The organism is Micromonospora sp. NPDC050784 (assembly GCF_044456765.1).
Lineage (GTDB): Bacteria > Actinomycetota > Actinomycetes > Mycobacteriales > Micromonosporaceae > Micromonospora > Micromonospora foliorum.
On record NZ_JBITGG010000010.1, the window covers coordinates 135,878 to 162,629 of the forward strand.

General features: G+C 71.7%; 22 protein-coding genes and 1 pseudogene. 12 read left to right on the forward strand and 11 right to left on the reverse strand.

Translation table 11 applies throughout. From position 1 onward, the window contains the following. Nucleotides 1–10 precede the first annotated feature (10 nt). Complete coding sequence (locus ACIBD9_RS15995) at nucleotides 11–2,533, reverse strand: putative bifunctional diguanylate cyclase/phosphodiesterase (RefSeq protein ID WP_396718222.1); 2,523 nt, start codon at nucleotides 2,531–2,533, stop codon at nucleotides 11–13. Between the two features lie 736 nt (nucleotides 2,534–3,269). Here ACIBD9_RS15995 and ACIBD9_RS16000 point away from each other — a divergent pair. From ACIBD9_RS16000 to ACIBD9_RS16020, 5 genes are all read left to right on the forward strand, one after another. Then, the gene (locus ACIBD9_RS16000; RefSeq protein WP_396718224.1) at nucleotides 3,270–6,419 is read left to right on the forward strand and encodes an AfsR/SARP family transcriptional regulator; all 3,150 of its coding nucleotides are present in this window, start codon (nucleotides 3,270–3,272) and stop codon (nucleotides 6,417–6,419) included. A gap of 213 nt (nucleotides 6,420–6,632) precedes the next feature. After that, entirely contained in the window at nucleotides 6,633–7,124 is a 492-nt protein-coding gene (moaC, locus tag ACIBD9_RS16005) for a cyclic pyranopterin monophosphate synthase MoaC (protein WP_088987073.1), read from the forward strand. Then, nucleotides 7,121–7,591, forward strand: coding sequence for a molybdenum cofactor biosynthesis protein B (locus tag ACIBD9_RS16010; protein WP_396718226.1), 471 nt, complete (start codon nucleotides 7,121–7,123; stop codon nucleotides 7,589–7,591). The genes moaC and ACIBD9_RS16010 overlap by 4 nt, the downstream gene beginning before the upstream one ends. 77 nt (nucleotides 7,592–7,668) lie before the next feature. Then, nucleotides 7,669–8,928, forward strand: coding sequence for a molybdopterin molybdotransferase MoeA (locus tag ACIBD9_RS16015; RefSeq protein ID WP_396718229.1), 1,260 nt, complete (start codon nucleotides 7,669–7,671; stop codon nucleotides 8,926–8,928). Next, complete coding sequence (locus ACIBD9_RS16020) at nucleotides 8,925–9,353, forward strand: molybdenum cofactor biosynthesis protein MoaE (protein ID WP_396718231.1); 429 nt, start codon at nucleotides 8,925–8,927, stop codon at nucleotides 9,351–9,353. Before ACIBD9_RS16015 ends, ACIBD9_RS16020 begins: the two co-directional genes overlap by 4 nt. A gap of 4 nt (nucleotides 9,354–9,357) precedes the next feature. Here the strand turns inward: ACIBD9_RS16020 and ACIBD9_RS16025 are convergent, their stop codons facing one another. After that, nucleotides 9,358–10,824: a glycosyltransferase 87 family protein gene (locus ACIBD9_RS16025; RefSeq protein WP_396718234.1), complete on the reverse strand. Its 1,467-nt coding sequence runs from the start codon at nucleotides 10,822–10,824 to the stop codon at nucleotides 9,358–9,360. A 215-nt stretch (nucleotides 10,825–11,039) separates the two neighbouring features. Further along, nucleotides 11,040–11,585 (reverse strand): DoxX family protein, encoded by a 546-nt coding sequence (locus ACIBD9_RS16030; protein WP_396718237.1) that lies wholly within the window; start codon nucleotides 11,583–11,585, stop codon nucleotides 11,040–11,042. A 133-nt stretch (nucleotides 11,586–11,718) separates the two neighbouring features. Here ACIBD9_RS16030 and ACIBD9_RS16035 point away from each other — a divergent pair, with 133 nt between their 5' ends. Next, the gene (locus tag ACIBD9_RS16035) at nucleotides 11,719–12,267 is read left to right on the forward strand and encodes a GNAT family N-acetyltransferase (protein ID WP_387175176.1); all 549 of its coding nucleotides are present in this window, start codon (nucleotides 11,719–11,721) and stop codon (nucleotides 12,265–12,267) included. Between the two features lie 24 nt (nucleotides 12,268–12,291). Here the strand turns inward: ACIBD9_RS16035 and ACIBD9_RS16040 are convergent, their stop codons facing one another. The 3 genes and pseudogenes from ACIBD9_RS16040 to ACIBD9_RS16050 all read right to left on the reverse strand — a co-directional run. Beyond that, on the reverse strand, nucleotides 12,292–13,533 hold the full coding sequence (locus ACIBD9_RS16040) for an ATP-binding protein (protein WP_196920321.1): 1,242 nt from the start codon (nucleotides 13,531–13,533) through the stop codon (nucleotides 12,292–12,294). A gap of 156 nt (nucleotides 13,534–13,689) precedes the next feature. Continuing rightward, nucleotides 13,690–14,139, reverse strand: a complete 450-nt coding sequence (locus ACIBD9_RS16045) for a hypothetical protein (RefSeq protein ID WP_396718452.1) — start codon at nucleotides 14,137–14,139, stop codon at nucleotides 13,690–13,692. A 485-nt stretch (nucleotides 14,140–14,624) separates the two neighbouring features. Next, a pseudogene (locus tag ACIBD9_RS16050) lies at nucleotides 14,625–15,107 on the reverse strand (hypothetical protein); the annotation flags it as partial. A 393-nt stretch (nucleotides 15,108–15,500) separates the two neighbouring features. Here ACIBD9_RS16050 and ACIBD9_RS16055 point away from each other — a divergent pair. Both ACIBD9_RS16055 and ACIBD9_RS16060 read left to right on the forward strand, forming a co-directional pair. Then, complete coding sequence (locus ACIBD9_RS16055) at nucleotides 15,501–16,505, forward strand: EamA family transporter (RefSeq protein WP_396718241.1); 1,005 nt, start codon at nucleotides 15,501–15,503, stop codon at nucleotides 16,503–16,505. 10 nt (nucleotides 16,506–16,515) lie between these two features. Next, a complete protein-coding gene (locus ACIBD9_RS16060) occupies nucleotides 16,516–17,169 on the forward strand; it encodes a prepilin peptidase (protein ID WP_396718243.1) in 654 nt (217 codons plus the stop codon). Between the two features lie 133 nt (nucleotides 17,170–17,302). On the opposite strand, the gene ACIBD9_RS16065 is transcribed toward ACIBD9_RS16060, so the two are convergent. The 5 genes from ACIBD9_RS16065 to ACIBD9_RS16085 form a co-directional block, all read right to left on the reverse strand. Further along, nucleotides 17,303–20,482, reverse strand: a complete 3,180-nt coding sequence (locus tag ACIBD9_RS16065) for a UvrD-helicase domain-containing protein (protein ID WP_396718244.1) — start codon at nucleotides 20,480–20,482, stop codon at nucleotides 17,303–17,305. A gap of 61 nt (nucleotides 20,483–20,543) precedes the next feature. Continuing rightward, the gene (locus tag ACIBD9_RS16070) at nucleotides 20,544–21,788 is read right to left on the reverse strand and encodes a metallophosphoesterase (protein ID WP_396718246.1); all 1,245 of its coding nucleotides are present in this window, start codon (nucleotides 21,786–21,788) and stop codon (nucleotides 20,544–20,546) included. Between the two features lie 13 nt (nucleotides 21,789–21,801). Beyond that, on the reverse strand, nucleotides 21,802–22,056 hold the full coding sequence (locus ACIBD9_RS16075; protein ID WP_396718249.1) for a MoaD/ThiS family protein: 255 nt from the start codon (nucleotides 22,054–22,056) through the stop codon (nucleotides 21,802–21,804). A 2-nt stretch (nucleotides 22,057–22,058) separates the two neighbouring features. Beyond that, a complete protein-coding gene (moaA, locus tag ACIBD9_RS16080; RefSeq protein WP_396718251.1) occupies nucleotides 22,059–23,072 on the reverse strand; it encodes a GTP 3',8-cyclase MoaA in 1,014 nt (337 codons plus the stop codon). Beyond that, on the reverse strand, nucleotides 23,069–23,983 hold the full coding sequence (locus ACIBD9_RS16085) for a fructosamine kinase family protein (RefSeq protein ID WP_396718254.1): 915 nt from the start codon (nucleotides 23,981–23,983) through the stop codon (nucleotides 23,069–23,071). The genes moaA and ACIBD9_RS16085 overlap by 4 nt, the downstream gene beginning before the upstream one ends. A 174-nt stretch (nucleotides 23,984–24,157) precedes the next feature. On the opposite strand from ACIBD9_RS16085, the gene ACIBD9_RS16090 reads away from it, so the two are divergent. The 4 genes from ACIBD9_RS16090 to ACIBD9_RS16105 all read left to right on the forward strand — a co-directional run bounded on the left by ACIBD9_RS16090 (nucleotide 24,158) and on the right by ACIBD9_RS16105 (nucleotide 26,745). Then, a complete protein-coding gene (locus ACIBD9_RS16090) occupies nucleotides 24,158–25,201 on the forward strand; it encodes a DUF4192 domain-containing protein (protein WP_396718257.1) in 1,044 nt (347 codons plus the stop codon). Between the two features lie 61 nt (nucleotides 25,202–25,262). Further along, nucleotides 25,263–25,514 carry a hypothetical protein gene (locus ACIBD9_RS16095; RefSeq protein WP_396718259.1) on the forward strand — a complete coding sequence of 84 codons (252 nt, stop codon included), beginning with the start codon at nucleotides 25,263–25,265 and terminating at the stop codon, nucleotides 25,512–25,514. Further along, complete coding sequence (locus ACIBD9_RS16100) at nucleotides 25,511–25,909, forward strand: hypothetical protein (RefSeq protein ID WP_396718262.1); 399 nt, start codon at nucleotides 25,511–25,513, stop codon at nucleotides 25,907–25,909. The genes ACIBD9_RS16095 and ACIBD9_RS16100 overlap by 4 nt, the downstream gene beginning before the upstream one ends. Before the next feature lie 119 nt (nucleotides 25,910–26,028). Then, nucleotides 26,029–26,745 (forward strand): GAP family protein, encoded by a 717-nt coding sequence (locus ACIBD9_RS16105; protein WP_396718264.1) that lies wholly within the window; start codon nucleotides 26,029–26,031, stop codon nucleotides 26,743–26,745. Nucleotides 26,746–26,752: the final 7 nt, after the last annotated feature.

Genomic DNA, 26,752 nt, shown 5'->3' on the forward strand with positions numbered 1-26,752 from the left:
CGATGCCTGCTCAGGCGGGCAGGTGTGGGAGGCGGTCGGGGCGGGAGCGGCCGGCCTGGCGGCGGTTCTGGCTCAACCGGATCACCGCCCCGGCGTCGTGCAGCGGCGCGGCCAGGGCGCCCGGTCGGCCGCCCGAGCCGCGTTGCATCGCCGCGAGCAGGGTGCCGGACGGCATCGGTCGGGCGAACAGGTGCCCCTGGCCGGCGACGCAGCCCAACTCCCAGAGGGCCCGCCGCTGCGGCTCGCTCTCCACCCCCTCGGCCACCACGTCCAGGTCGAGGCTGCGACCCAGGTCGAGGGTGGAACGGATGACGGCGGCGGCCTCCGCCGAACTCTCCATCGTCGTCACGAAGCTTCGGTCGATCTTCAGCTCGTGTACCGGGATCCGGGAGAGCAGCGAGAGGGATGAGTATCCGGTGCCGAAGTCGTCCAACGCCAACCGGACTCCCTCGTCGCGCAGTCGGCTGAGCACCCGGTCGACCACGTCGAGTTGGCTGAGGGTCAGCGTCTCGGTCAGCTCCAGGACCAGTCGGTCCGGTGGTAGGTCGTGGGCGCGGAGGCGGGCCAGCACCGAGCCGGGGAACCGCGCGTCGAGCAGGCTGCGCGGGGACACGTTGACCGCGACCGGTACGTCGAAGCCGGCGTCGCGCCACGTCACGGCCGCGATCAGCGCCTGGTCGAGGATCGCTTCGGCGAAGGCCGGTAGCAGACCCGACCGTTCCACCGCCTCCAGGAACCGCAGCGGGTCGATCATGCCGTGGGTGGGGTGGTGCCAGCGGGCCAGCGCCTCCGCGCTGGTCACCTGACCGGTGCCCAGGTCGACGATCGGCTGGAAGTTGACGACGAACTCGTGGTCGGCGACGGCGCGCGGCAGGTCACCGCCGAGGGTGAGGCGACCGAGGTCGGCGGTGTCCCGGGTCGGGGCGTACGTGGAGATCCGTTGCCCGGCCCGCTTCGCCTGGTACATGGCCACGTCGGCGCGGCGCAGCAGCTCGGCCATGCCACCGTTGGACGGGGCGCCGGAGATCCCGCCGCTGGCCTCGACGCTGATCCGCATGCCGTCCAACTCGAACGGCTCGTGCAGGGTGGCGAGCAGCGTCTCGGCCCGGTGCGCGGCCACCGCCGGGGCCGGTAGACCCCGCAGGAGTACGGCGAACTCGTCGCCCCCGAGGCGGGCCACCAGGTCGGTCGCCTGGGCCGCACCGCGCAACCGGTCGGCCACCTGCACCAGCACCTGGTCGCCTGCGGCGTGCCCGAGGGTGTCGTTGACCTCCTTGAAGTGATTGAGGTCGATCAGCACCAAGGCGGTCACCCCGTCGGCGTGCCGGGTGCTCAACTGCTCGGTGCCCTCGTCGAGGAGGTGCCGGCGGTTGGCCAGGCCGGTCAGCGCGTCGTGCGAGGCCGCGTACGCGTGCTCGTCGGCGACCCGGGCCAGTTCGGCGTACGCCTGGGCGTTGCGGACGGCCGTGCAGAGCGCGGAGGCGAAGGTGCGCAGGGTGTACTGCTCCCGCTCGGAGAGCTGCACCGGGCCGCGGAAGCGCAGGCGAAGCAGCCCGACGTCGACGGTCCGGTCATGGCCTTCCAGCGGCGCGGGGACGATCGTGCCGTCCACGTCGGTGGGCGTGCCGGTCGGGCCGTCGAAGGTGATGCCGCCGGTGCCACCGCGCACGGTACGGCCGCCGTCGCGCAGCTCGATTTCGACCTCGTCGGCGGAGAACAACTCGGCGGCCTGGGTGACGGCGGTGGTGAGCACGTTGTCCAGGTCGACGACGTTGAGCGCGTCGGTGGTGCGGGCCAGCCGCTGCCACGCCTGCTGCTCGGTGCGGCCACGGATGCGTGCGGAGTAGGCCAGGTGCAGGCTCAGGACCAGAGGTGGGACGGCGAGCAGTAGCCGGGGGTCCATCTGGAGAGTGAGCAGGGTCAGGGCCGCCACCACGAACCGGACCGCGTACCCGGCCAGGCGAAGATCCAGGTTGCTGCGGAACTGGGCCGAGATCTTGGTGCCGGAGGCGAGCGCGATCACGGGTATCGCCAGCACTTCGTCGAGGACGGCGGCGACGACGTAGGCGACCGACAGGATCCCCACCAACTGCGGGGCATGCATGGCGGGCCAGGTCCAACCGAGTAGCGCGAAGGCAATGCCTGCCCCGGCCGCGACGAGAATGTTCTTGCCGACGCCGAAGGCCAGTTTGATCGGTGGCAGACGGGCTGAGGCGATGGTGATCCCGATGCAGGTGCAGAGCACCACCCATGGCACGGGGGCAATGGCAGCCGCAAGGACGATCGCCGCCTCGCTCCAACTGATCAGGTGCACCGTGGACCGGACCCGTACGCGGGCCTTGACGAACGCACCCAGGGCGATCATGGCGGTCAGCGTTACCAGGGTTGCTCCGTCGGGTGTCGGAGCCTCGGCCGCAGGGAAGGTCAGTCTCAGGGAGGCGAGCGCAACGACCGTGGCGGCAACGACGAGGAGACCGACGATCAGCCGTAGCCGTCGATCGGTCCCGTCATCGCGTCGTTGTGAAGAGGCCACGCAACTCCTGGATTACCTCGCCTGTCGTGCTCGCAACCATATCGCCGGGCGATGCAGAAGTCCTGCACCGATGTCAGCCCCACTCGTTTCCGCGCATTTCACCCACCCTCTCCTTCGTGTGGTTGTCGGGCTCTGTGGGAGCCGACTCTCTACGAATGGAGCTTAAATGGGGTTGGCCCTAGTTAGGGACGATAAATGTCGTTATCCTCAACATTAGTTAATCCTGTACGCATAAGTGACATTCTGTTTGCGTTCCGGTGCGGAGAGCGCTGGGATGCTCGCCTGCTGCAGCCGGTCCGTTGCGGAATGTCGCGAGCCGTGCCGACTGATTAGACCGCGCCCTCAGTGTGGGTGTTGGGGTGCCGCAACTCATCCGCCGATTCGGTCGACCGCTCGCCAGCTTCAGGCACGGCGCCCCTTCGTCGACTACGCACCCAACCGGTCGCAGATGGGCATTGATGATGGTGGCACTACCCCGGGTCGTTCCGGTGGCCGGGGCTTGTGCGGCAACCAGTAGTTGAGGGCTTTCGCTCCTTCTTTCCGTGATGTGGCGGGGGTTGGGAACGCTGAGGCAACAGATGGTTCTTGCAATGTTCGCATTGCACGCCTCGTCCCGTCGCAGTCGACGACCGCGGGAGCGTTCGAGCCGGCCGCTCATTGGCGTCGGGCGTTACATCCGGTGCCCGTAAGCTTCGTTGCGTGATCGGCTGAATACCCCGCTGGGGCAGGGGGACGGGTGGAGATACAACTTCTGGGCGGCCTCTCGGTGCGACTGCTCGCTCGCAAGCTGCACCTGGGTACGCCTAAACAGCAGGCTGTCTTCGCGATGCTGGCGATCCAGCCCGGTCAACTGGTGACCGTCAACGACTTGGTTGACGAGCTGTGGCCGGACGGCCCGCCGCGTTCCGCGGTGGCGAACGTACGGACCTACGCAGCCAATCTGCGCCGGACCTTCGAAGCTTCCGAGTCTGGTCGGGGCGTCATCGTCAGGCAGCAACGCGGCTACCGGCTCACCCTGGAGCCGGAAGCTATCGACGTGTTCCGCTTCGAGATGGAGTGCGCTGCGGGCCGCGAAGCGCTGATGGCCGGCCAGGTGGACCGCGCCCTGGAGCGGTTGGGGTCCGCATTGGCGTGCTGGCGGGGGCCGATGCTCGCCGGCATGTCGCTCGGGCACGTGCTCCGCGCACGTGTGGTGGCCGCCGAGGAAGAGCGTCTGCTGGCCGTGGAACTCCTTGCCGACGCACAGCTCAGAGCCGGGCGGAGCGACCTGGCCATCCCCCTGTTACGGCAGGCCATCGCCCGTTATCCCCTCCGAGAACCGGCGTACGCCCTTCTCGCTCGGGCGCTGCACGAGCGAGGTGACCACGCGGGCGCGCTCGTCACGTACGACGAGGTCCGGACGAAGCTGATGGCCGAACTCGGCGTCCTCCCGGGTTCCGACCTGCAAGCCCTCTACCGCACGATCGTTTCGGCGGTGCCGTCTCAGCGTCCGGCGAACCGCGCCGCATCCCGTCCGGCTGGCCGGAGCGCCCGCCTTGTTTCGAAGGCACCTTCCCCAGGCGGTCCTCTGGTCGCCGACAGTGCACCTCGGCCCGACCCGGTGGATCACCTCCCCCGAGCGGTCACCGACTTCGTCGGTAGGGAGGACGTGGTGTCGCGGGTGCTGGCGGAGACCTGGCGGGTTGAGGAGCGGGTGCCAGCCGTGCACATCATCGATGGCATGGCGGGTAGCGGCAAGACGACCCTCGCCGTGCACCTGGCCCGCCGGCTGTCCGGTCGGTACCCGGACGGCGCGCTGTTCATCGACCTGTGCGGGCACGGCGAGAAGAACCGGGTCGAGCCGGCCAGTGCTCTGGTTACCCTGCTTCGACAGTTGGGCGTTCCGGCTGGCCGTGTACCTGTGGAGTTCGACGACAGAGTGGAGTTGTGGCGACAGGAACTGGCCCGCCGAAGGTCGGTGGTAGTGCTCGACAACGCGGCGAGCAGCGAGCAGATCATGCCCCTGCTGCCGGCCGAGCCGACCACCGTCGTGCTGGTGACCTCCCGGCGGCGTCTCTCCCATCCGGATGTCGGGCCCTCGCGGACACTGCCGCTCCTGAACCAACAGGAGAGCGTGGATCTGCTCAGCCTGAGCGTCGGTCGGGACAGGGTCGAAGCAGAGCCAGAGGTAGCCGCCGAGGTGGTGCGTCGGTGCGGATATCTCCCTCTGGCGATTCGGCTGGCTGGTGCCAGACTGGCGCATCGGCGCGGCTGGAGGTTGGCCGACCTTGCCGGACAGATGGCTGGCGACGCTCCGGTGCTGCACCACCTCGCCCAGGAAGAGAGCACTGTCACCGGGGCCTTCGCCGCCTCCTATGAGCCGCTTCCGAGTTCGACCAGGCGTGTCTTCCGATTCCTGGGCCTGTACTCCGGTAGCCGCTTCAGCACGCCGGCAGTCGCCGCGTTGACCGGCCTGACGATCGCGGAAGCTCGCGCGGCGCTCGACGACCTCGTCGACGGAAACCTGGTGGAGGACCTGGACTCGACGCGATATCGACTGCACGACCTCATGCGGCAGTACTCCATCGAACTGTGCTTGCGTACCGAATCCGCGAGCGACCGAAAAGCCGGGCTGGCTCACCTGTTCGACTTCACTCTGGGGGTGGCACTGAGGGTCGCCAAGACCCTGGAGTTCAACGACCTGGGATCTCGCGTCACACACCTTCCGTTCGGGCGAACCGAGTTGATCGACGCGATCGGGGAGCCCACGGCCGACTGGTTGGAGACCGAGCGGACGGACCTGGTGACGATGGTGAGGTCAGCGCTCGATGAGGGTTTCCACGAGCACTGTTGGCGACTCGCGCGAGCCCTCTGGCGATTCTGTTACATCCGTGGGTACTTCGAAGACATCATCACGACCCATCGGTACGCGCTGAACGCGGCGGAAGCATCCGGGGACGCCGACGCAACCGCATTGATGAACAACTACCTCGCTTCCGGCTACGTCCGGACCGGCGACAACCGGGCGGCGCTGCACCATCTGACCCGCGCTGTGAGCCTCGCCGGAGACTCGCGGGACGTGCTGAACGCCGCCCGATACCGCGCCAATCTCGCGGCCGTCTACTGGTGGAGTGGCAATCTGACCGAAGCGGTGACGGTCGGTCTGGAGTGCCTGCGCGACTACAAGGGGTACGGCAATGTCAGGGTGCCGATGGTGCTGCCGAATCTCGGCATAGCGCTGACGGCTCTGGGTCGCTACGACGAGGCGCTGCGGATACATCGCCTGCACCTGGCGTGGGCCCGGACGAACTCCGACGAGTTCCACACGCTCAACGCGCTCAGCCACATCGGCGCCGTACGTCTGAGAATGGGCGACCTTCCCCAGGCGATCCGAATTCTCCTGGCTTCGTTGGCCCTACGGGATCGCACCGGCCACCGCTACGCCGAGGCCGAGGTGCGCAACGACCTCGGGATCGCCTATCGCGGTCTGGGTCGTCTGGTGGAGGCCCAGCGGGAGCACGAACTGGCCCGGGAGCTGTCGATCGGTTCGGGCGAGCGACACGTCGAGGCGGCTGCCCTGAACGAACTCGGGTGCACCCTGCTGGCGCAGGGGCGGGGCGACGAGGCGTTCGACGTGCACCAGGAGGCGTTGCGGTTGGCTACTCGGATCGCGCACCCGCACGAGCAGGGTCGTGCGCTGGCCGGGCTCGCCGAACACTTCGCCCGCGCCGATCCGGCCGAGGCCCGGCGGCACTGGGAGCGGGCATTGGCGATCTTCCGACGGATGGGCGTGCCGGAGCGCTTCGAGGCCGAACGCCGCCTCGCCGAGTTGAGAGGGCAACCCTGGTCGCAGCGCGCTGGCCAGCCCGAACGTCGCTTATCGATTTCTTATCGGCAGGCCCGGTAACTTTCCGGCCGTATCGGCGAACGGGGGAGGTTCTGCCCCTGGGCAGAACCGGGTCGTCGACACGCGCCCGCTGCCAGGTCCCCCCAGCGACCTCGGCCGCGGGCCGGTGAAGGGAGGAGCGGCGTCGGACCGATGCACCGTCAGCACCCGGTGCGGTCCGCGTGACGCCGCTCCTTCCGACCGCCGTCGTACCGCACCGATAGGCTCACGACCGTGACCGAACCCGCGCAGCTCAGCCACGTCGATCGCGCCGGCGCGGCCCGCATGGTCGACGTCTCCGCCAAGGCGGTGACGGGTCGGTTGGCCGTCGCGGCCGGCCGTTTGCGGACCACGCCCGAGGTCATCGACCTGTTGCATCGCGATGGGCTGCCCAAGGGTGACGCGTTGGCCGTCGGGCGGCTGGCCGGGATCATGGGTGCCAAGCGCACCCCTGATCTGATCCCGCTCTGCCACCCGATCGCCCTGCACGGCGTCACCGTCGACCTGCGGCTCACCGCCGACACGGTGGAGATCACGGCCACCGCCCGCACGGCGGATCGGACGGGGGTGGAGATGGAGGCGTTGACCGCGGTTGCTGTCGCAGGTCTCGCCCTGGTCGACATGGTCAAGGCGGTCGACCCGGCGGCCTCGGTCGAGGCGGTCCGGGTGCTGCGCAAGGAGGGCGGAAAGACCGGCGAGTGGGTCCGTCCGGAGGACCGGCCGTGATCCGGGCTCGGGTGATCGTCGCTTCCAATCGGGCCGCGGCAGGCGTCTACGCCGACACCAGTGGGCCGCTGCTCGTCGCCGGCCTGCGCGAGCTGGGCTGCGAGGTCGACGACCCGGTGGTGGTGCCCGACGGTGAGCCGGTCGGCGACGCCTTGCGGGCCGCCCGCGCCGATGGTGTCGACGTGGTGCTGACCAGCGGTGGCACCGGAGTGACCCCGACGGATCGGACCCCGGACGTGACCCGGGGCCTGCTGGATTACGAGATCCCAGGCATCGCCGAGGCGATCCGCGCGCACAGTCGTGACCGGGTGCCGACGTCGGTGCTGTCCCGGGGCCTGTCCGGGGTCGCCGGCCGGATGCTGGTGGTCAATCTGCCCGGCTCGACCGGCGGTGCCAGGGACGGCCTGGCCGTTCTCGGGCCGATCCTCGGGCACACCGTCGACCAGCTTCGCGGCGGGGACCACTGACCGCTTCGCGGCGGGGACCAGTGGCCGGTGCACGCCAGGCGCGGGCGGGTGTCGGTCCGGGCCGATAGGCTCGGTCGGTGAGCACGGAAACCGCACCCACCGCGGATCGGGTCACCGCACCCCCGCCAGCCGGGTGGGAGGAAGCGCGTTCGCGGGTCTACGCGGTCGGTCTGGCCGCCGCGCTGCCCGCCGCCGCCCGACCACTTGTCGACACCGACGGGTCGACCCTGGCCGAGCCGCTGACCACCCGCACCGACCTGCCGGCGTTCCCGACATCCAGCGTGGATGGCTGGGCTGTGCGCGGCCGCGGGCCGTGGCGCGTCGTCGGCCGGGTCCTGGCCGGCAGCACCCCCGCGCCGCTCACCGAGGACGACACCACCGTCGAGATCGCGACCGGCGCGATGGTGCCCGAGGGCGCCAGCGCCGTGCTCCGCGTCGAGGAGTCCGCCGCATCCACCACCGGCCTGATCAGCGGCACTCCCCGGAAGACGCCCGAGTGGCGGCAACCCGGCGAGGAGGCGTACGCCGATGAGGAGTTGTTGCCGGCCGGCACGCCGGTCGACCCGGCGGTGATCGGCCTGGCGGCCGCCTGCGGGCACGACACGCTGCGGGTCCGGCGGGCGCCGCGTGCCGCGCTGCTGGTCTTCGGCGACGAACTGCTGACGGCGGGCCCGCCCGCGGCCGGGCGCATCCGCGATGCGCTGGGCCCCGCGGTGCCGGCGTGGCTGCGGCGGTACGGCTGCCAGGTCCGCCCGTCCGACGTGGTCGGCCCGGTGGCTGACACGCTGCCCGCGCACGTGGCGGCCCTGCGCTCGGCGCTGGCCAACGCCGATCTGGTCTGCACCACCGGCGGCACGATGAACGGCCCGGTCGACCACCTGCACCCGACCCTGGAGGCGCTCGGCGCCGACTACGTGGTCAACACGGTGGCGGTCCGCCCGGGCTTCCCGATGCTGCTGGCCCGGCTGACCGGCCCCGACGGGCGGGCCCGGTTCGTGGCCGGGCTGCCGGGCAACCCGCAGTCCGCCATCGTCGCGCTGGTGTCGTTGGTCGCCCCGCTGCTCGCCGGCCTCCAGGGCCGGTCGATGCCGCTGCTGCCGCAGGTCACGTTGGCCGAGGCGGTGCCCGGGCGCGGCGACCACACCCACCTGGCGCTGGTTCGACTGGACCGGGCCGCCGGCGTCGCGTTCCCGGTCCGCCACGTCGGCTCGGCGATGCTGCGTGGCCTGGCCGGCGCGGACGGGTTCGCGGTCATCCGACCCGGCACCAGCGGCGAGCCGGGCGACCGGGTGCCGATCGTGCCACTGCCGTTGTTTCCCGGGGAGCGCGCGTCGTGACCGCACCAACGATCACCTTCGGCGAGGTCACCGACCAGCCGCTCGACCTCGCCGCGCACGAGGCGGCGGTCGCCGACCGCCGGGCCGGCGCTGTGGTGTCCTTCCAGGGCGTGGTTCGCGACCACGACCACGGCCGCCAGGTCACGAGCCTGGAGTACGAGGGGCACCCGAGCGCCGCACAGGTGCTGCGCGAGGTGGCCGCCGAGATCGCCGCGGAGCCCGACGTCTACGCGGTGGCGGTCTCGCACCGGGTTGGCCCCCTGGCGATCGGTGACGTGGCGCTGGTCGCCGCGGTGAGCACCGCGCACCGGGCGGCGGCCTTCGCGGCCTGCGCCCGACTGGTCGACGAGGTCAAGGCGCGACTGCCGATCTGGAAGCGACAGGTCTTCACCGACGGCACCGAGGAATGGGTCAACTGCCCCTGACCGCTCAGCGGTGGCCGTTGACCACCACTGCCCGGGCGAGCCGGTCGCCGTAGAACGCCGGCTCCGCACCGGGGCGCCACGGCAGCGCGGCGACCAGCACGATCAGCGCGAGCGCGAGCGAGTTCTCCATCAGTGCCCCGAACAGGCCGTCCTGATAGTGCGACATCTCCGGCAGTTGGTGCTCGTACGGCCAGATCGGCGAGATCAGGAAGAGCAGGTAGAGCCCGATCGCCGCGACGCCGTGGCGGAGCCCGGTCAGCGTCGGGTACCAGATCGGCGGGCGGAGCCCGTTGACCCCGGGTAGCCCACCGAAGACCGGCCCCTGGCCGGTGCGCTGCGGCATCCCCCGGCTCGCCTCGCGGCGACGCACGGCGGCGTCGGCCAGCACGATGATCGCCGGGATCACCCAGACCAGGTGGTGCGTCCAGGAGATCGGGCTGATCACGTTCGCGGTGAGACCGACAAGCGTGAAGGCGGTCAGCTCGTCACCGTCGGCGCGGGAACTGGCCGCCCGGGACAGGCCCAGCGCCAGGACCAGCACCGAGAAGGCGAGCCACAGCAGCCCAGGGGTCTCGATCGAGTCGTACAGCCGGGCGAGCAGACCGGCGAGGGACTGGTTGGGCGTCATGTCCGCCGCGCCGACCCGTTCGGTCTGCCACAGCACGCTGCCGAAGTAGGTGCGCGACTCGTCACCGACGATCGCGAAGGTGCCCACCGTCACGCCGATCGTGGTGCCGATGGCGGTGGCCGCCACCCGCCACTGACGGGTGATCAGCAGGTAGGCGATGAACAGCGCCGGGGTGAGCTTGACCGCGGTGGCGAGGCCGATACCGGCCCCGGCCCAGGCCCCGCCGTAGATGAAGCGCAGCAGCGGGCCGTCGGTGGCGGCGTAGTGGGTGCCCCGGCGGGACCGCCAGCGAAGGCCGATCAGGTCGGCCATGATCAGGGCGAACAGCAGGATGTTGACCTGGCCGTAGCCGAGCGTCTCCCGGGCTGGCTCGATGGCGACCGCGAGGGGCACCGCCACGGCCACCGTGAACCACAGTGGCCACCCCAGCCGGTCCACGATGGGTCGGAGCAGCCCGGCCAGCACCAGCGCCAACGCGGCGATGCTGGCGGCGGCGTTGACCAGACCGGCCGCGCCGATCGGCAGCTGGGCCATCGGCAGCATGACCAACCCGGCGAAGGGTGGATAGGTGAACCCGAGAGTGGTTCCGGGCGCGATGAACTCGTAGAGCTCGTGACCGCTCGCCCACCACACCACGGCACCGTGGTAGATCTTCATGTCGAAGAAGTTGTACGGCCGCCCGAAGGTGCCGATGGCGAGCCATGCGGCATAGGCGACGGCGGCCACGATGGCGCCCCGTACGACGTTCCTGCGATCGATCCCGCGCGTCACGCGGTCGATCCCGCGTGTCACACGTTGGATTGGGGCGAGGCGGTCCGCCCGTCTACCGACAGCCGTCGGCATGGCGTGGCCACCCCCGTACCAAGGTCGTCCTACCCGTCCAGGTCCTGCACGGAGCCTAGAACGGCGCCTCACGTCAGTGCCTCCCGCGTTATGCGACCGTGTCCGATCCCACACATGTTTTTGACATTTCCACCGCGTTAACGCCTACCGGGTGGTTCAGGTAATTCGTGGCCTTAGCGGGGGGTGGGGGTGAGGCAGAGACGGATCGACGCAGGTCAGCCGGGGAGTCGACGTGCGGTGGAGGCGGAGCGGACGGCGATGCGGGCCTCGCGTCGGGCGGTGCGGACGGCGCGTTGCACGGAACGTCGAGAGTGGCCGATGCGATGACCCGTCCGCCACCGCAGACCCGGCTTGCCGCCGGTGTCCGACGCGGCGAGCAGCAGACCGCCGAGGAGCCCGAGGTTCTTCAGGACGTGAATCTGGTTGTTGTTCTTGGCGATCGGGTCGTCGTTGTTCCAGAAGGGATGCCCGGCGATGGTCACCGGGACCAGCGTGCCGGCGAGGACCAGCGCGGCGGGTCGGCTGAGTCGTCCGGTGGCCAGCATCAGACCGGCGCTGACCTGCACCGCCGCGTTGAGCCGGATCAACGTCTCGGTCTCGGTGGGGAAGCTCGGGTGTGCCTTCTTCAGCATCGGCGCGACCTTGTCGGTCACCGGTTTGGCGGCCACCGCGAGACGGCCGGGGTCGCGGAGGTTGCGATACCCGCTGACCACGAAGATGCCGCTCAGCATGGCGCGGGCGAGGGAGCGTACGGGCGTCATAGGTCAGTCATACCCCGTCGCGACGTTTGCTACCCCGGCAACCGCAGGATCGGATTGGTGTTGGTACACGTACGCCACGCCGAATCGAGCGACCGTCACGGATGGACGGGCGTTGGCGGGTAACGTCGCGCGGGTGACCACGCTGCGGCTACGCCCCGAGGACCCGGCCGACGCCGGCCCGGTCCGCCGCGTGCTGGCCGCCGCGTTCGCCCGCCCGGACGTGGCGACTCCGCCGGAGGTCAGCCTCGTCGACGAGCTACGCGACACCACCGCCTGGTTGCCGGAGTTGGCCATGGTCGCGGAGTACGGCGGTGAGGTGGTCGGTTACGCGCTGCTCACGCGGGTGCGGCTGCGGCCGGAGCGGGGCTCGGACGTGCCCGTCCTGGCACTTGGCCCGGTGGGGGTCGCGCCGCACCGACAGCGGGTCGGGCACGGCACGGCGGTCGTGCAGGCCGCCCTGGACGCCTCGACCGAGTTGGGCGAGCGGCTCGTCGTCGTCCTCGGTGCCCCGGCCTTCTACCGCCGGTTCGGGTTCGGCCCGGCGAGTGAGCTGGGCCTGACCGGGCCGTGGACCGGCCTCGGTGAGCCCTGGCAGGCGCTGGTGCTGCCGCCGTCCACCAGCGAGGAGGGGCCCCCGCCTCGCGGTGAGGTGCTCTTTCCGGCGCCCTGGTCGAAGGTCTGACCGGCTCGGCGCGGTGGGTGGTGGTCAGGCCGGCTGCGTCCGTAGGTACCGGCCGAAGTGCGGGACCGTGAAGGCGACCGTGCCCCGCTCACCGGAGTAGATCAGCCCCTTCTTGATGAGCGCGTCCCGGGCCGGGGACAGGCTGGCCGGCTTGCGGCCGAGGGCACGGGCGATCTCGGCCGTGGGCACCGCGGCGTCCATGTCGTCGCGGACCACCGCGCCGGGCTCGCCCTCGACCGCGGACATCATGGCCATCGCCCGCATGTATTCGCGTTCGGCGGGAGTGGCCCGTTCGAACCGGGAACCGAAGAAGCCGACCGCCAGTTCGGCCTCCGCCTCGGGCGCGGCGACCCGCACGTCGGCCGCGGTGATCGGCGAGCGCGGCGCGTGATCCCAGGTCGCCTTTCCGTACGCCTGGACGAAGTAGGGATAGCCACCGGACTTCTCGTAGAGCAGATCGAGGGCCTTCTGCTCGTACTCGACCTCCTCGCGCTCGGCGGGCGCGCAGAGCGCCCGGTCGGCGGCGATCCGGTCGAGCCGGTCGATGCGTTGGTAGCGGAACAACCGTTCGGAGTACGACTTGGCGGCGCTGAGCACGGCCGGCAGGTGTGGAAGGCCGGCGCCGACGACGATCAGTGGCGCGCCGAGCTGGGACAGCTCGTGGCAGGCGGCGCAGAGCGCGGACACGTCCTCCGGGCCGAGATCCTGCATCTCGTCGATGAAGATGGCGATGCCGGTGCCGACGTCGCTGGCCACGGCGGCGGCGTCACTGAACAGCTCGACCAGGTCGATCTCGATGTCGCCGGAGTCGGCCCGACCGCTGGCGGCCGGCACGTCGATGCCGGGCTGCCACCGGTCGCGCAGCTTCGTGGCGGCACCGGACCGGCCGGTCGGGGTGGACCGCTGGGCGAACGCCTTGAGGACGCCGAGGAACGCGTCGATCCGGTCCGGTGCGCGGTGGCGGGGGGCGAGCTCCCGGACCGCCATGTGCAGCGCGGCAGCGACCGGTCGACGCAACGACTGGTCCGGTCGAGCCTCGATCTTGCCGCTGCCCCAGAGCCGGTTGATCGCCTGCGACCGGAGGGTGTTGAGCAGAACCGTCTTGCCGACGCCCCGCAGCCCGGTGAGCATCAGGCTGCGCTCGGGTCGGCCCCGGGCGATGCGCTCGAGCACGATGTCGAAGACGTCCAGCTCCCGCCCCCGCCCGGCGAGTTCGGGCGGACGCTGGCCGGCGCCCGGCGCGTACGGGTTGCGGACCGGATCCACGCATCGCAGATTATCGGGCCATCTAGCTGCGAGGCTAGACATGGATAGATGGGGCTACCGGCGTGTCGGGGCCGTCGACCACAAACTAGGGGTGTCTAGCGTCCACGCTAGACACCCCTAGTTTTGGCAATCGGATTGTCGGTGCTCCGGATCGGGCTAGCGCTTCTTCAGGCAGAGCACGTAGTCGAACAGGTCGACCGAGTTGTCGTGCACATAGTTCGCGGTCGCCTGCGGCGCGAGCGTCTCGCACCGGTCGCCGTCGGTGGTCGCCGGGATTCGCAGCAGCACCTGATAGGTGTTCGGGCCGCACGGCACCTTGCGCAGCTCCGCGTCGTCCTCACTGCCGTCGTTCACCACGCAGTCACCCCGCGCGAACTCCTCGTCCGGGGTCGGCGCGGCCGACGTCGGCGCGTCGCTGGGCAGCGCGGGCGGAAGGACCGGGGCACTCGTCGAAGGGGTGCGCGCGGCGTCGCTGCCCGCGTCGGCCACCTTCCAGACCGCCCAACCGGCCAGGCCGAGGCACGGACAGAGCACGAGCAGCACCACCACAGTGATGATGAGAGCGACGTTGCGACCGGTCTTCTTCACTGGCGCGGCGGGCGGCATTCCGTAGCCGCCGGGCGGCTGCTGACCCCACGGCGCGGGTGGTTGACCCGGCATCTGCCCGGGCGTCGGGCCGGCCGGTGGGAACGGCCCGGGCGGTGGGTACGGGCCGGCCGGCGGCGTCGGCCCGGCTGGTGGGTAACCCGGCCCCGACGTGGGCGGAGTCGGGCCGGCCGGTGGGTACGGGCCGGGGGGTGAGTATCCCGGGCCCGAGGTGGGCGGCGGCGCCCACATCGGCGTGGTCGGTGGCTCCGGGTTGGTTGGTGGCGCCCACATGGGCGCCGTCGGTGGCTCCGCGCCGGTCGGCGGAGGCCCCCACTGCTGCCGCGTCGGGTCCTCCGCGGCTGACGGGGTGCTCAACTGGGGCAGGGTCGGGTCGACCGGTGGTGAGCTGTCCGGCCTGGAGGGCGGGCGTTGGTACGGATCGTCCGGCTGATCGGAACCCGTAGGTCCGTAGGTCGTCATGTCATCCCCGGGGGTGGGTGTTCTCAGCGTTGCTTGAGGCAGAGGACGAAGTCGAGAGTGTCCAGCTCACTGTCGAAGAAATACCAGTTGGTGTAGCCCTCGACCTTGCCGCACTTGGCCTCGGCGTCCCGCTCGCCGCTGGTCGGGCCGTCGATCCGGCTCAGCACCTCGTACGACTTCGCGGTACAACCGCTGATCAGCAGTTTGGGCTTGCCGCCGGCGGTGCCGTCGTTGCGGACGCACTGGCCGACCTTCGCGAACCGGGGATCGGCCGACGACTCCGGCGCGGCGGCGCTGGGTGCGGGCTCGACCGCGTCCGCGCTGGGCTCACCGGCGGCGGCCGAGTTGCTCGGCGCGGCTGCCGGCGCCGGGTCGCTCTGCCCACGCCGGAGCCAGAACACGCCGGCGACGGCCACCACCAGCAGTACGACGGCCAGCACCGCGATCAGCGGCCCCCGACCACGCCGGCCCGGCGCCGGATCCTCGCCGTACGGGTCATCGGGCCGGTACGGCTGCCCGCCGTACGTCGGGGTCGGCTGGTACGAACCGCCGTAGGGCGTGCGGGGCTCGTTGCCGTAGGGCGTCTCCGTCCCGCCACCGTAGGGCGCGCCGGGCGCGGCACCGTAGGGCGCGGTGGGTGGGCCGCCGTACGGCCCGGGTTGTCCCTGCGGTCCTGGCGGGTACGACGGGACCGCCGGCGGGTAGGGCTCCGGCGTGGGCGGGTAGGGCTGCTGCACCGGGTGACCCGGGGTCTCGTCGGGTCTCTGCCCACGCCACGGCCCCGGGTGGCCGCCCCCCGGTTGTCCGTAGTTCGTCATGCCGCCCTCCTGCACGAGTGGTGAGAGGCCGGCCACCAAAGCGCGACGCGGACTCCGAGGTCACCGTAGCGTGGTCCACTGATGAGCTCACCTTCACCGAGCGCCACAGCCCTGGCCGGCCGTCGCGCCAGCACCACGCCGACCCTGATCTGGACCGCGTTGATCGTGGTCTACCTGCTCTGGGGGTCGACCTATCTGGCCATCCGGATCGCCGTGGAGACGCTGCCTCCGCTGCTGTCGGCCGCCCTCCGGTTCGCCGTGGCCGGCCTGGTCCTGGCGGTGGTGCTGCGACTGCGTCGAGGCCCCGGCGCGCTGCGGGTCGACCGACGGCAACTCGGCTCGGCCGCGTTGGTCGGGGTGCTCCTGCTCGCCGGTGGCAACGGTCTGGTGGTGCTCGCCGAATCAGGGCCGCCGGGAGTGGCGGTGCCGTCCGGGATCGCCGCGCTGCTGGTGGCCACGGTGCCGCTGCTGGTGGTGCTGTTGCGCTCGGCCACCGGGGACCGGCCGCCGATCTGGACGTTCGCCGGGGTCACCCTGGGCTTCGTCGGCCTCATCCTGCTGGTGCTGCCCGGCGGTAGTTCGGCTGCGGTGCCGCTGCTCGGGGCGTTGACCGTGGTGGCGGCGGCCACCTCCTGGTCGGTCGGGTCGTTCCTGTCCGGACGGATCCGGATGCCCGCCGACCCCTTCGTGGCCACCGTGTACGAGATGGTGGCCGGCGCGCTCGTGCTGGCGGTCGTCGCCGCCGGTCGGGGCGAACTGGCCGACTTCCACCCGGCGGCGGTCAGCACCCGGTCCTGGTTGGCGCTGGGTTACCTCATGGTGGCCGGTTCGTTGGTGGCCTTCACCGCGTACGTCTGGCTGCTGCACAACGCGCCGATCTCGCTGGTGTCGACGTACGCCTACGTGAACCCGGCGGTCGCGGTCGCGCTCGGCGCGCTGCTGGTGGCCGAGCCGATCACCCCGCAGGTGCTGCTCGGGGGTGCCGTCATCGTCGCCGGGGTCGCCCTGGTGGTGACGACCGAACGGCCGCGTCGGGCGGGCACGGGATCACGATCGGGGCCCACGGTGGCGCGCGACCGCCAGTAACGTCCGGCCCATGTCGGCCGCCGCGCTGGTGTCGATCGCGCTGCTCGGCGCGCTGGTCGGCCTCGTCGTACCCCTGGTGTCCCGCGGCTTCGCCACGGCGGACGCCCGGCCATGGGCGTTTCCACTGCCGCAGCCGGTCCGACGGCCCTGGGTCGACCCGATGGTGGCGGCCAGCGTCTTCGTCGGCCTTGGCGTCGCCGTGGGTGACGACCCGGCGCTGCCGGTCTTCCTCGCGGTGGCGGCGGTCGGTCTGGCGCTGGCGCGGGTCGACCTGGCCTGCCTGCGGCTGCCCGACCCGCTGGTCCTCGTTGCCGGGCTGCTGGCCCTCGGGGGTCTGACCGCCGTGGCGCTGCTGTCCGGCGGTCCCGGCCGGCTGCTCGGCGCGCTGGGAGGTGCGGCGGTCGCGGGCGCGGCGCACGTGCTGTTGGCCCTGCTGCCTGGCTCCCGGCTGGGTTTCGGGGACGTGAAACTCGCCGCCGTCCTCGGCCTGCCGCTCGGCTGGTTGGGGCGGGACGCCCTGCTGGCCGGGCTGCTCCTGCCGCACGTGCTGCACGGCGGCCTGGTGCTCAGCCTGCTCGCCGCCCGAAAGGTGCACCGAAACACCCTGCTACCCCTCGGCCCGGCCCTGCTGGCCGGCGCCTGGCTCGCCGCCCTCCTCGGCTGACCCGCCCCCCGCCCCCGGCTTCGTCGATCTTGCAGTTTCTGCGGCGACCTAAGGTGCATCCCGCGCACAACGGCGACCGAAAGTGCAAGATCGGCGGGGCCAGGGGCCGGGGCCGGGGGCGCGGGCCCGGGGGTTAGATCAGTCGGAGTTGGCGGTCCTTGGGGCGGCGGGGTTCGGCTTCGCCGAAGCGTTCGAAGAGGCCGGGGTCGATGGTGCCGAGGAACGGCGAGGGGGCGCAGTCGCGCTCGGCGCCGTGGCGGGTGCGGCGGGCGGCGTGACTGACGTACAGCCGGTCCTGGGCCCGGGTCAGGCCGACGAAGAAGAGTCGGCGCTCCTCGGCGACGGCGTCCTCGTCGGACGTCGAGCCCGGCCAGCGCAGCGGCAGCAGCCCGTCCTCGACGCCGACCAGGAAGACCACCGGGAACTCCAGGCCCTTCGCGGCGTGCAGGGTGAGCAGCGTGACCGCCTCGGCACGCGGGTCGAGCGCGTCCACCTCCGCGCCGGTGGCCAACTGCGACAGGAAGGTCTCCAGGTCGTCACCGCAGCGTCGGGCCAACGGGGTCAACAGGTCCACGGCCGAGCGGACGTCCTCGGGACGGACCGCGCTGGCCGCGCCGTCCAGGGTCGGCACGGCGAACCGCTCGGCGACCACCTGACCCGCCAACCGCACCCGGGCGGCCAGCGAGCCGGCCAGACCGTCGGCGTGCCGTAGCTCGCGGGCGATGGCCGCCACCCCGGGCCGATCCCGCAGCCGGTCGTGGGAACGCTTCTGCACGGGGATGTTGGCCCGGGTCAGGGCGTCCACGATCGGGGCGGCCTGCGCGTCGGTGCGGTACAGCACGGCGATGTCGGAGAACGACAGCGAGGTGGACCGGCCGTCGATGCGACCCGAGTCCAGCGAACGGTGCGACAACCCGCCGACCAGGTCGTCGACGGTACGCACCACGAAGTCGGCCTCCTCGGCCACGGACGCCGCCGGGTAGCGCCCGACCAGCGGGGCCTCCGGGTCGAGCCGCGCCGGGTCCAGTCGTCGACCCCGGACCAGCGAGGACGGTGCGATCGCCTGCACGGCGGCGGCCAGGATCGGGGCCGACGATCGGTAGTTGCGGTTGAGCCGAACCAGTCGGGCGTCGGTGAAGTCCTCGGAGAAGCGCAGGAAGTAGCCGACGTCGGCACCCCGGAACGAGTAGATCGCCTGGTCCGGGTCGCCGATCGCGCAGAGGTTGCCGTCGGCGGGGCTGAGCAGCCGCAGCAGTTCGTACTGCACCTCGTCGACGTCCTGGTACTCGTCGACGAAGATCCACCGCCAGCGGTCCCGGTACCGCTCGACCAACTTCCGATCGGCTCGCAACAGCTCCACCGGCAGGGTCACCAGCTCGTCCAGGTCGACCAGGTCCTGCTTGCGCAGCAGCGACACGTAGGCCGCGCTGTCGTCCCCGGCCTCGGTGCGGGCCGCGGCCCGCTCGGCGTCGTCGGCGATCCGGAAGTCGGCCGGGAGGCCCGCCGCGTCGGCGTTCTCCCGCAGGATGGTCAACCCCAGCGCGTGGAACGTACCCACCGTGACGTCCTCGGCGACCGGGCCGAGCAGGCCGTCGAGGCGGTGCCGCAACTCCTCGGCCGCCCGGCGGGTGAACGTGATCGCGAGGCAGTGCTCGGGAAAGACGTTCAGCTCCGCGCAGAGGTACGCGATCCGGTGGGTGAGCGTCCGGGTCTTCCCGGTGCCCGGACCGGCCACGATGAGCAACGGACCGCCGGGTGCGGAGGCGGCCACCCGCTGCATGGCGTCCAGTCGGTCCAGCAGGCCGGTGCCGACCTCCTCCATACCGGAGAGCATCGGCTCGAACGGCTCGTGCGGCGACGGCGGCGACGCGATCGGCGGCGCGGGCGTCGGAGTCGGCTTACGCTTCGGCTCCGCCTTCGCCGCCGCCGGGCGCTTGGCCGCGACCCGGGGAGCCGGCTCCGTGGGCCGCCGCTGCGCCGGCACCGGTACGTCGAACAGCGTCTCCTGCGCGCCCAGCTCGGCCGGGTCGAAGAGCGTGATCACGCCGTACTCGCCGTCGTAACCGGGCACCCGGCGCACGTCGCCGCGCCGCAGCCGCCCGATGCCCTCCGCGAGCAACTCACCACCGGCCTGGGCGATCTCGGTCAGCGGCGTCGTGGTCAGGATCTCCAGCTCGGGGCCGAGTGCGGCCAGCAACTCGTTGAACCGCCCCTCGACCTTCTTCGACCGGGCACCCACCTTGTTGATCTCGCCGAGGATCTCGGCCAGCGGCACCAGGTGGGTGACGTCCCGGGCGTGTGCCGGCCGGTGCCCGTCCGGGCGGTCCGCCAACTCCTCGATCCGGCTGAGGACACCCACGGTGAGGGGTTTGCCGCACTCGGGGCAGCGCCCGTCGGCGGCCCGGGTGCGCTCCGGAGACCAGTTGACCCCACACAGTCGGTGCCCGTCCGCGTGGTACTTGCCCTCCTCCGGGAAGAACTCGATCGTGCCGGCCAGGCCGTCGCCGGTACGCAGCGCCTCCCGAACGGCGAAGTAGTCCCGTTCGGCGGTCAGCACTGTCGCCTCCCGGCCGAGCGCCGGCGGCGAGTGCGCGTCCGAATTGGACACCAACTGGTAGCCGTCCAGGCTGCCGACCCGCCAGTTCATCGCGGGGTCGGAGGAGAGCCCGGTCTCCACGGCGAAGATGTGCTCGGCCAGGTCGGCGTAGCAGTCCGCGATCGCGTCGAAGCCGGACTTCGAGCCCAGCGCGGAGAACCACGGCGTCCAGATGTGGGCCGGGACCAGGTAGCCGTCCGGGCTGGCCTCCAGGGTGATCTCCAGCAGGTCGCGGGAATCCAGTCCGAGGATCGGCCGGCCGTCGGAGCCGAGGTTGCCGATCCGGCCGAGCGCGGTGTTGAACCGGGCCACCGCGTCCAGATCCGGCAGGTAGATCAGGTGGTGCACCTTGCGGGTCCGGTCGTCCCGCTTGTAGATGGTGGAGATCTCCACGCTCAGCATGAAACGGACCGGGTCCGCCTCCGCCGTCTGCGCGAGCCGGGGTGGCAGCCGCCGGGCGATGTCCCGTTCCGCCTCCGGGTCGAGCCGGTAGAGCCCCGGCTCGGCCGGGCGCAGCGTCTCCCGCAGGTGGTCGTACCAGGCCGGATGGGTGAAGTCGCCGGTGCCGAGCAGGCCGATGCCCTTACGCCGGGCCCACCACGCGAGGTTCGGCAGGGTGAGGTCACGGCTGCACGCGCGCGAGTACTTCGAGTGGATGTGCAGGTCCGCGACGAATGGCGGTAGGCCACCGGGGGGTACGGCGCTGAACGGGGGCACGCCGCATCCTGTCACGCCCGCCGCGCCGGCCACCCGCCGCCACGCGCGGACGTGACCTCCGCTATGCCGAGCGCAGCTCGACCAGACTGATCTGCGGCTCCGCGCCGACCCGGACCGGCGGCCCCCAGAAACCGGCGCCGTTGGTCACGTAGACCTTGGTGCCGTCGACCTCGCCGAGCCCGCTGACCACCGGCTGCTCCAGCCCGACGGCCAGGTTGAACGGCACCATCTGCCCGCCGTGGGTGTGCCCGGACAGTTGCAGGTCGACGCCGTACCGGGCCGCCTCCTTGGCCGCCAGCGGCTGGTGCGCGAGCAGGACGACGGGTCGGCTCGGGTCGCGGTCACCGAGGGCGGCGGCGAAGTCCGGTCCGGCGGCGAGGCCGGTGCCCGCCCCGGTGAGGTCGTTCACGCCGGCCAGGTCGAGCACACCGCCGCGAGCCTGGATCTCCTGCCGCCGGTTCTGCAGCACCCGCAGACCGAGCCGGTCGACCTCCTGGACCCACTCCTCCACGCCGGAGTAGTACTCGTGGTTTCCGGTGACGAAGAAGCTGCCGTAGCGGGAGCGCAGGTCGCGCAGCGGCGCGGCGGCCGAGCCGAGTTCGGCCACCGAACCGTCGACCAGGTCACCGACGACCGCGACGATGTCCGCGTCGAGCCGGTTGATCGCGGCGACGATCCGCTCGGTGTGTGCCCGGCCGCGCAGTGGGCCGAGGTGGATGTCGGAGACGGTGGCGATGCGCAGGCCGTCCATGCTGCGGGGGAGCTTGGCGAGCGGGATCCGTACCCGGTCGAGCTGGGGCGGGCCGAGCGCCGTGCGGATGCCGTACCCGGTGATGCCGGTGGCGGTGAGACCGGCGAAGATGGCCGCCCCACGGGCCAGCAGCAACCGGCGGGACGGGTCGTGGTCCGGTGCCGCGACGGCGCCGGCGGCCGGCGGCTCGGTCGGCCCGGCGGCACCGACAAGCACCGGCTCGGGCGCGGCGGTGGTCGGTTCCGCGGCAACCACCCGGCGGCGCAGCACCAGCCGGGTGACCAGCATCGGCACTTCCAGCACCACCAGTACGACCAGCAGGTAGAACATCAGCGCGAGCCACAGGTAGCCCGGCCAGGCGAGCCAGTAGAGCCCGGCCTGCGTCCCGGCGAGGGTGACCGGCACGAGCAGGGCCAGCACCAGGGCGGCGATCCCGCCGATCCGTCGCCAGCGGCCCGGCGTGGTGGTGTCCCGAACGAGCCGCTTCCACAGATAGAGGTGGATGAGACCGGTGACCAGCGCCAGGACAGCCACGAACCCCAGAACCGCCATCATGTGTGCGCCTCCCTCAGCCGCCCGCGAACGGGGGCAGGACATCGATCGTGGCCCCGGCCGGTAGGGGTGCCTGACGATCATGACAGGTGACGCCGTTCACGAGGAAACTCGCCACCCGCAGCACCGCGGCCAGTCGGTCGCCGTGGCGCTGGGTCAGCTCGGCCGTGAGGTCGTCGAGTGACCGCCCGGCGGGGATGGCTTCCTCGGCGCGGCCGACGGCGGCGCGGGCGCCCGCGAAGTAGCGGACGGTCAGCGGTGGCCCCTGCATGCTCAACCTCCGATCGCGGACATCGGACGGGTCGGCTGGAGGAAGGCCGGGTCGTCGATGCCGTGCCCGGCGCGCTTGCCCCACATCGCGGTACGCCAGCGTCGGGCCAACTCGTCGTCGTCCGCACCGGTGCGCAGCGCGGCGCGCAGGTCCGACTCCTCGGTGGCGAAGAGGCAGGCGCGGACCTGGCCGTCGGCGGTCAGCCGGGTGCGGTCGCAGTCCCCGCAGAAGGGACGGGTGACGCTGGCGATCACACCGACCCGGGCGGGGCCGCCGTCGACCAGCCAGGTCTCCGCCGGTGCCGCGCCGCGCTCGGCCGGGTCGGGGCTCAGGTCGAAGGTGGTACGCAGGGACGCCAGGATCTCCTCGGCGGTGACCATGGTGTCGCGGGACCAACCGTGCTGGGCGTCCAGCGGCATCTGCTCGATGATCCGCAGCTGGTAGTCGTGATCGAGGGCGAATCGGAGCAGCGCCGGCGCCTCGTCCTCGTTGACACCACGCATCAGCACTGAATTGATCTTCACGGGGCTGAGCCCGGCGGCCGCCGCACCGGCGAGCCCGGCCAGCACCGCGTCGAGACGGGGACGGCGGGTGAGTTTGGTGAACCGGTCCGGGTCCAGGGTGTCCAGTGAGACGTTCACCCGATCCAGGCCGGCCGCCCGCAACGCCGGAGCCAGCCGGTCCAGGCCGATGCCGTTGGTGGTCAGCGACACCCGGGGGCGAGGTTCGAGGGCGGCGACCGCGGTCACGATGTCGACCAACCCGGGTCGGATCAGCGGCTCACCGCCGGTGAACCGCACCTCGGTCACGCCGAGCAGTTCGACAGCCACCCGGACCAGCCGGACGATCTCCTCGTCGGTCAACAGCTCGGGGCCGGCCAGCCAGGGCAGCCCTTCCGCCGGCATGCAGTAGGTGCAGCGCAGGTTGCACTTGTCGGTGAGGGACACGCGCAGGTCCCGAGCGACGCGGCCGTACCGGTCGACGAGGACGCCGTTGGTCCCCGGGGCGACGCTCACCTGTCGACCGTAGCGCGCTCGGCCCGACTCAGGACGGCGCGGGCGGTCTGGACGACCACATCTCGGTAACCGACGCCGAAGAGTGCGGTGTGCACGAGCAACAACTGCAGCTGATGCAGAGGCACCCGGTCCCGCCAGCCGTCCGGTAGAGGCCAGCTCTCCTGGTAGGCGGCCAGCACCCGATCCAGGTGGGGAATGCCGCCGAAGAGGGCGAGCTGGGCCAGATCTGTTTCCCGGTGCCCGCCGTGCGCTGCCGGGTCGACGAGCCAGACCCGGTCGTCGGCCCCCCACAGCACGTTGCCCGGCCACAGGTCGCCGTGGATGCGCGCGGGCGGCTCGTCGCCGCCGAGCCCGTCGAGGCGATCGATCACCTGCTCGACCAGAGCGGCATCGGCGCTGGTCAGCGCACCACCGTCGACCGAGCGCCGCAGGTAGGGGGCGAGGCGCCGCTCGGCGAACCACGTCGACCAGCGCCCGCCGGTGGGGGTGTTGTCCTGTGGAAGAGACCCGATGAAACCGGGCCAGGTCGCACCGAAGGCGGTTGCGCCCGCCCGGTGCAGGCCAGCCAACTCCCGGCCGAAGCGCTCCGCGGCCTCCGGCGTCGGTTCGCCGGGCTCGACCCAGTCGAGCGCCAGCAGCTCCGGCAACACCACGAACACTTCGGGTACGGAGACCGCGCCCGCCTCCCGCAGCCAGCGCAGGCCGGCGGCCTCGGCGGCGAAGAAGCCCTCCGGTGCCGGTCGGTCGGCGCCCTCCGGCCAGGACTTGGCGAAGACGGAGTGGCCGTCGTCGAGGGTGAGCCGGGCGGCGGCGCAGATGTCGCCACCGGCCACCGGCGTCTCCCGGAGCCGCTGATGGGTCCGGAAGGTCGGGAGGTGTGCCGGATGCGCGCGCAGGTACGCCAGGTCCATCAGCGCACGGTAACCGCTCCTTACGACGGCCAGGTGTCGCCCGACCACATCGGCGCTCTTTCCGTACTCGTAGGTGGGGGATGAGCAGGGAAAACACGTTCAGTAACTGTGGATAAGCCGCGTGTCGTCCACAGGGGCTGGCAGGCCTCGGTACCCCCGCCGCAGGCTTCCGACATGACCTCGACCGAACGCCCTCAACTCGCCGTCCGCTCACCCGCCGACCTGATCGCCGCCGTGCCGTACCTGCTCGGGTTCCATCCCACCGACAGCGTGGTCGCCGTGGCGCTGGTCGGCCGACAGATCATCTTCGCGGCCCGTGCGGACCTGCCCGACCCCTCCGAACCGGGCGGGCTGGCCGGGCACCTCGCGGGTGTGATCCGCCGGCAGGGCGCGGAGGCCGCCACCGTGGTGGGTTACGGGCAACCGGAGCTGGTCACTCCGGCCGTGGACGCGGTGCGCGACGCGCTGAACGACTTCGGGCTGCACGTGCTCGACGCGCTGCGGGTGACCGACGGCCGCTGGTGGTCCTATCTCTGCACCGAGCCCGACTGCTGCCCGCCCGAGGGTCGCCGCTACGACCCGACCGCCAACCGGGTGACCGCCTCGGCGGTCTTCGCCGGCCAGGTCGCACTCCCCGACCGGGCCGCCCTGGTGGCGCAGGTGGCACCGGTGGACGGCCCCGCTCGGGACGCGGCCCGCGCGGCCACCGCCCGCGCCCAGGTGAGACTGGCCGAGTTGATCGAGCAGGCGCCCGAGAGTGACCTGCTCGGGGCTCGAGCGCTGCGCGCCGCCGGGGTGGCGGCGGTCCGCGAGGCCCAGCGCCGGCAGCGACGTGGTGAGCGGCTCGACGACGACGAGGTGGCCTGGCTGAGCGTGTTGATGACCCACCTGCCGGTCCGTGATCACGCCTGGGAACGCACCGACGGCCGGGACCGGGACATCGCCCTCTGGACTGACGTGCTGCGCCGCGCCGAGCCGGAGGTGGCCGCCGCGCCGGGTGCGCTGCTGGCGTTCGCCGCCTGGCGCGCCGGGCAGGGCGCGTTGGCGGCGGTCGCGCTCGAACGCACGCTCGACCTGCACCCCGACTACTCACTCGCCCTGCTGCTGGACGACCTGCTCCGGCGCGGCGTCCCCCCGGCCGAACTGGACGGCTGGCCGTCGGTCGGGATGCCCGGGGTCATCCGCCCCCGCAAAAGGAGCCGACGTGGCCGCCGCTGACCGGTCCCGCCGCCCGCGCGGTAATACCGTTGGTGCCACCAGAATTGATACGCTGGAGGACATGACCGTGAAGCGCTCCGTGAGCCTCCCCGACGACGTCGCGGAGTGGCTCGACCAGCAGCCCAACGTCTCGGCCGCCATCACTGCGGCGGTGCGGGCCCAGATGGACGGCACGCACCTCGACGACGTGCTGCGGCGAGCCGGCATCGAGGTGACCGAGGCCGGCAGGGCGCGGTGGCGGGAGCGGCTGGCGACACCCATCCCGGCGGACGCCCTGGCCGAGGGGCGCCGGATGTTGGGAGGCGTCGGGTGAGTGATCAGATCGCGGTCGTGTTCGACGCGTCGGCGTTGACGGCCTACATCGAGGGCAACGTCTCGGTGGGGGAGTTGATGCTGGAGGTTGCCGACGAGGGTCGACAGGTGGCCATCCCGGCGACCTGCCTGGCGGTCGCCTTCGCGAGCGTGGCCGACGAGATCGATGCCGCGCTACTAGCCCTGATGATGACTGCCCCGATGATCCGCCTGCTGCCGCTCGACGCCGAGGACGTGCGAGACACCGGCAAGCTGGCCCGCGCCGTGGACGGAGACATCTCGCTCGGCCAGGCCGCCCGCGCGGCACTCACCCACGAGGCGCACTACGCGACCGTGCAACCCAAGGTGGCGGCGAAGGTGCTCCCCACCAACTGGAGCATCCTCGACCTGGCGTGACGGGTCCTCCGGCGACGCCTCCGTCGAAGGATGTACGCGTTGCTCCTGTCCACGGCCGACGCGGCAGGGTCCCCGCCGCCAGAGAATGATCTCGTGGCTGTTCTCCGCGTTGGTACGACATGACCCCCGAGTTGCTGCTGTCGCTGGCCGGGCTGGCGTTGATCGACAGCACCAGCATCGGCACCCTCTTCATCCCGGTCTGGCTGCTGCTCACCCCCGGGCCGGTCAACGTCCGGCGCATTCTGGGCTACCTCGCCACCATCGCGGCGTTCTACCTCGCGGTGGGGCTGCTGCTGGTCTGGGGCGGCAGCACGCTGGGCGACGCGCTGGGCGGTGCCCTGGACAACCGGGGCGTCCTCTGGGCGCAACTCGTCCTGGGCGTGGGAATGCTGGCGCTCAGCTTCCGTTACGACGGCAAGCGGCGTCCCCGTACCGGTGGTGTGTTGCGCTGGCGGGACCGCGCCACTGCCGGAGACTCCTCGGCCCGCTGGTTGGTCGGGCTCGCGCTGCTCGCGGCGCTTGCCGAGGTGGCGACCATGCTGCCGTACCTCGGTGCGGTGGGTCTGTTGGCCACCTCGGGGGTGGGAGCGGTGAGCGTGGTGGCGCTGCTCGCCGGGTACTGCCTGGTCATGGTGCTGCCGGCGGTGCTGTTGCTGGGTGCCAGGGTGGCCCGCCCGCGACTGGTCGAGCCGGTGCTGGCCCGCCTGAACACCTGGATCGTCACGAAGGCGGGCAGCGCGTTGGGCTGGATCCTCGGCATCGCAGGTTTCCTGATCGCCCGCGACGCCGCCGCGCGGCTGTCGCTGTTCGACCTGATCGACCGGATCGGTCGCTGACCGGCCG

Coding starts and splice junctions, on each gene's coding strand:
- ACIBD9_RS16075 (WP_396718249.1), bottom strand. CDS start 22,056: ATGCAGGGGCCACCGCTGACCGTCCGCTACTTCGCGGGCGCCCGCGCC.
- ACIBD9_RS16085 (WP_396718254.1), bottom strand. CDS start 23,983: ATGGACCTGGCGTACCTGCGCGCGCATCCGGCACACCTCCCGACCTTC.
- ACIBD9_RS16055 (WP_396718241.1), top strand. CDS start 15,501: ATGAGCTCACCTTCACCGAGCGCCACAGCCCTGGCCGGCCGTCGCGCC.
- ACIBD9_RS16105 (WP_396718264.1), top strand. CDS start 26,029: ATGACCCCCGAGTTGCTGCTGTCGCTGGCCGGGCTGGCGTTGATCGAC.
- ACIBD9_RS16070 (WP_396718246.1), bottom strand. CDS start 21,788: ATGATGGCGGTTCTGGGGTTCGTGGCTGTCCTGGCGCTGGTCACCGGT.
- ACIBD9_RS16045 (WP_396718452.1), bottom strand. CDS start 14,139: ATGCCGCCCGCCGCGCCAGTGAAGAAGACCGGTCGCAACGTCGCTCTC.
- ACIBD9_RS16060 (WP_396718243.1), top strand. CDS start 16,516: ATGTCGGCCGCCGCGCTGGTGTCGATCGCGCTGCTCGGCGCGCTGGTC.
- ACIBD9_RS16025 (WP_396718234.1), bottom strand. CDS start 10,824: ATGCCGACGGCTGTCGGTAGACGGGCGGACCGCCTCGCCCCAATCCAA.
- ACIBD9_RS16090 (WP_396718257.1), top strand. CDS start 24,158: ATGACCTCGACCGAACGCCCTCAACTCGCCGTCCGCTCACCCGCCGAC.
- ACIBD9_RS16095 (WP_396718259.1), top strand. CDS start 25,263: ATGACCGTGAAGCGCTCCGTGAGCCTCCCCGACGACGTCGCGGAGTGG.
- ACIBD9_RS16030 (WP_396718237.1), bottom strand. CDS start 11,585: ATGACGCCCGTACGCTCCCTCGCCCGCGCCATGCTGAGCGGCATCTTC.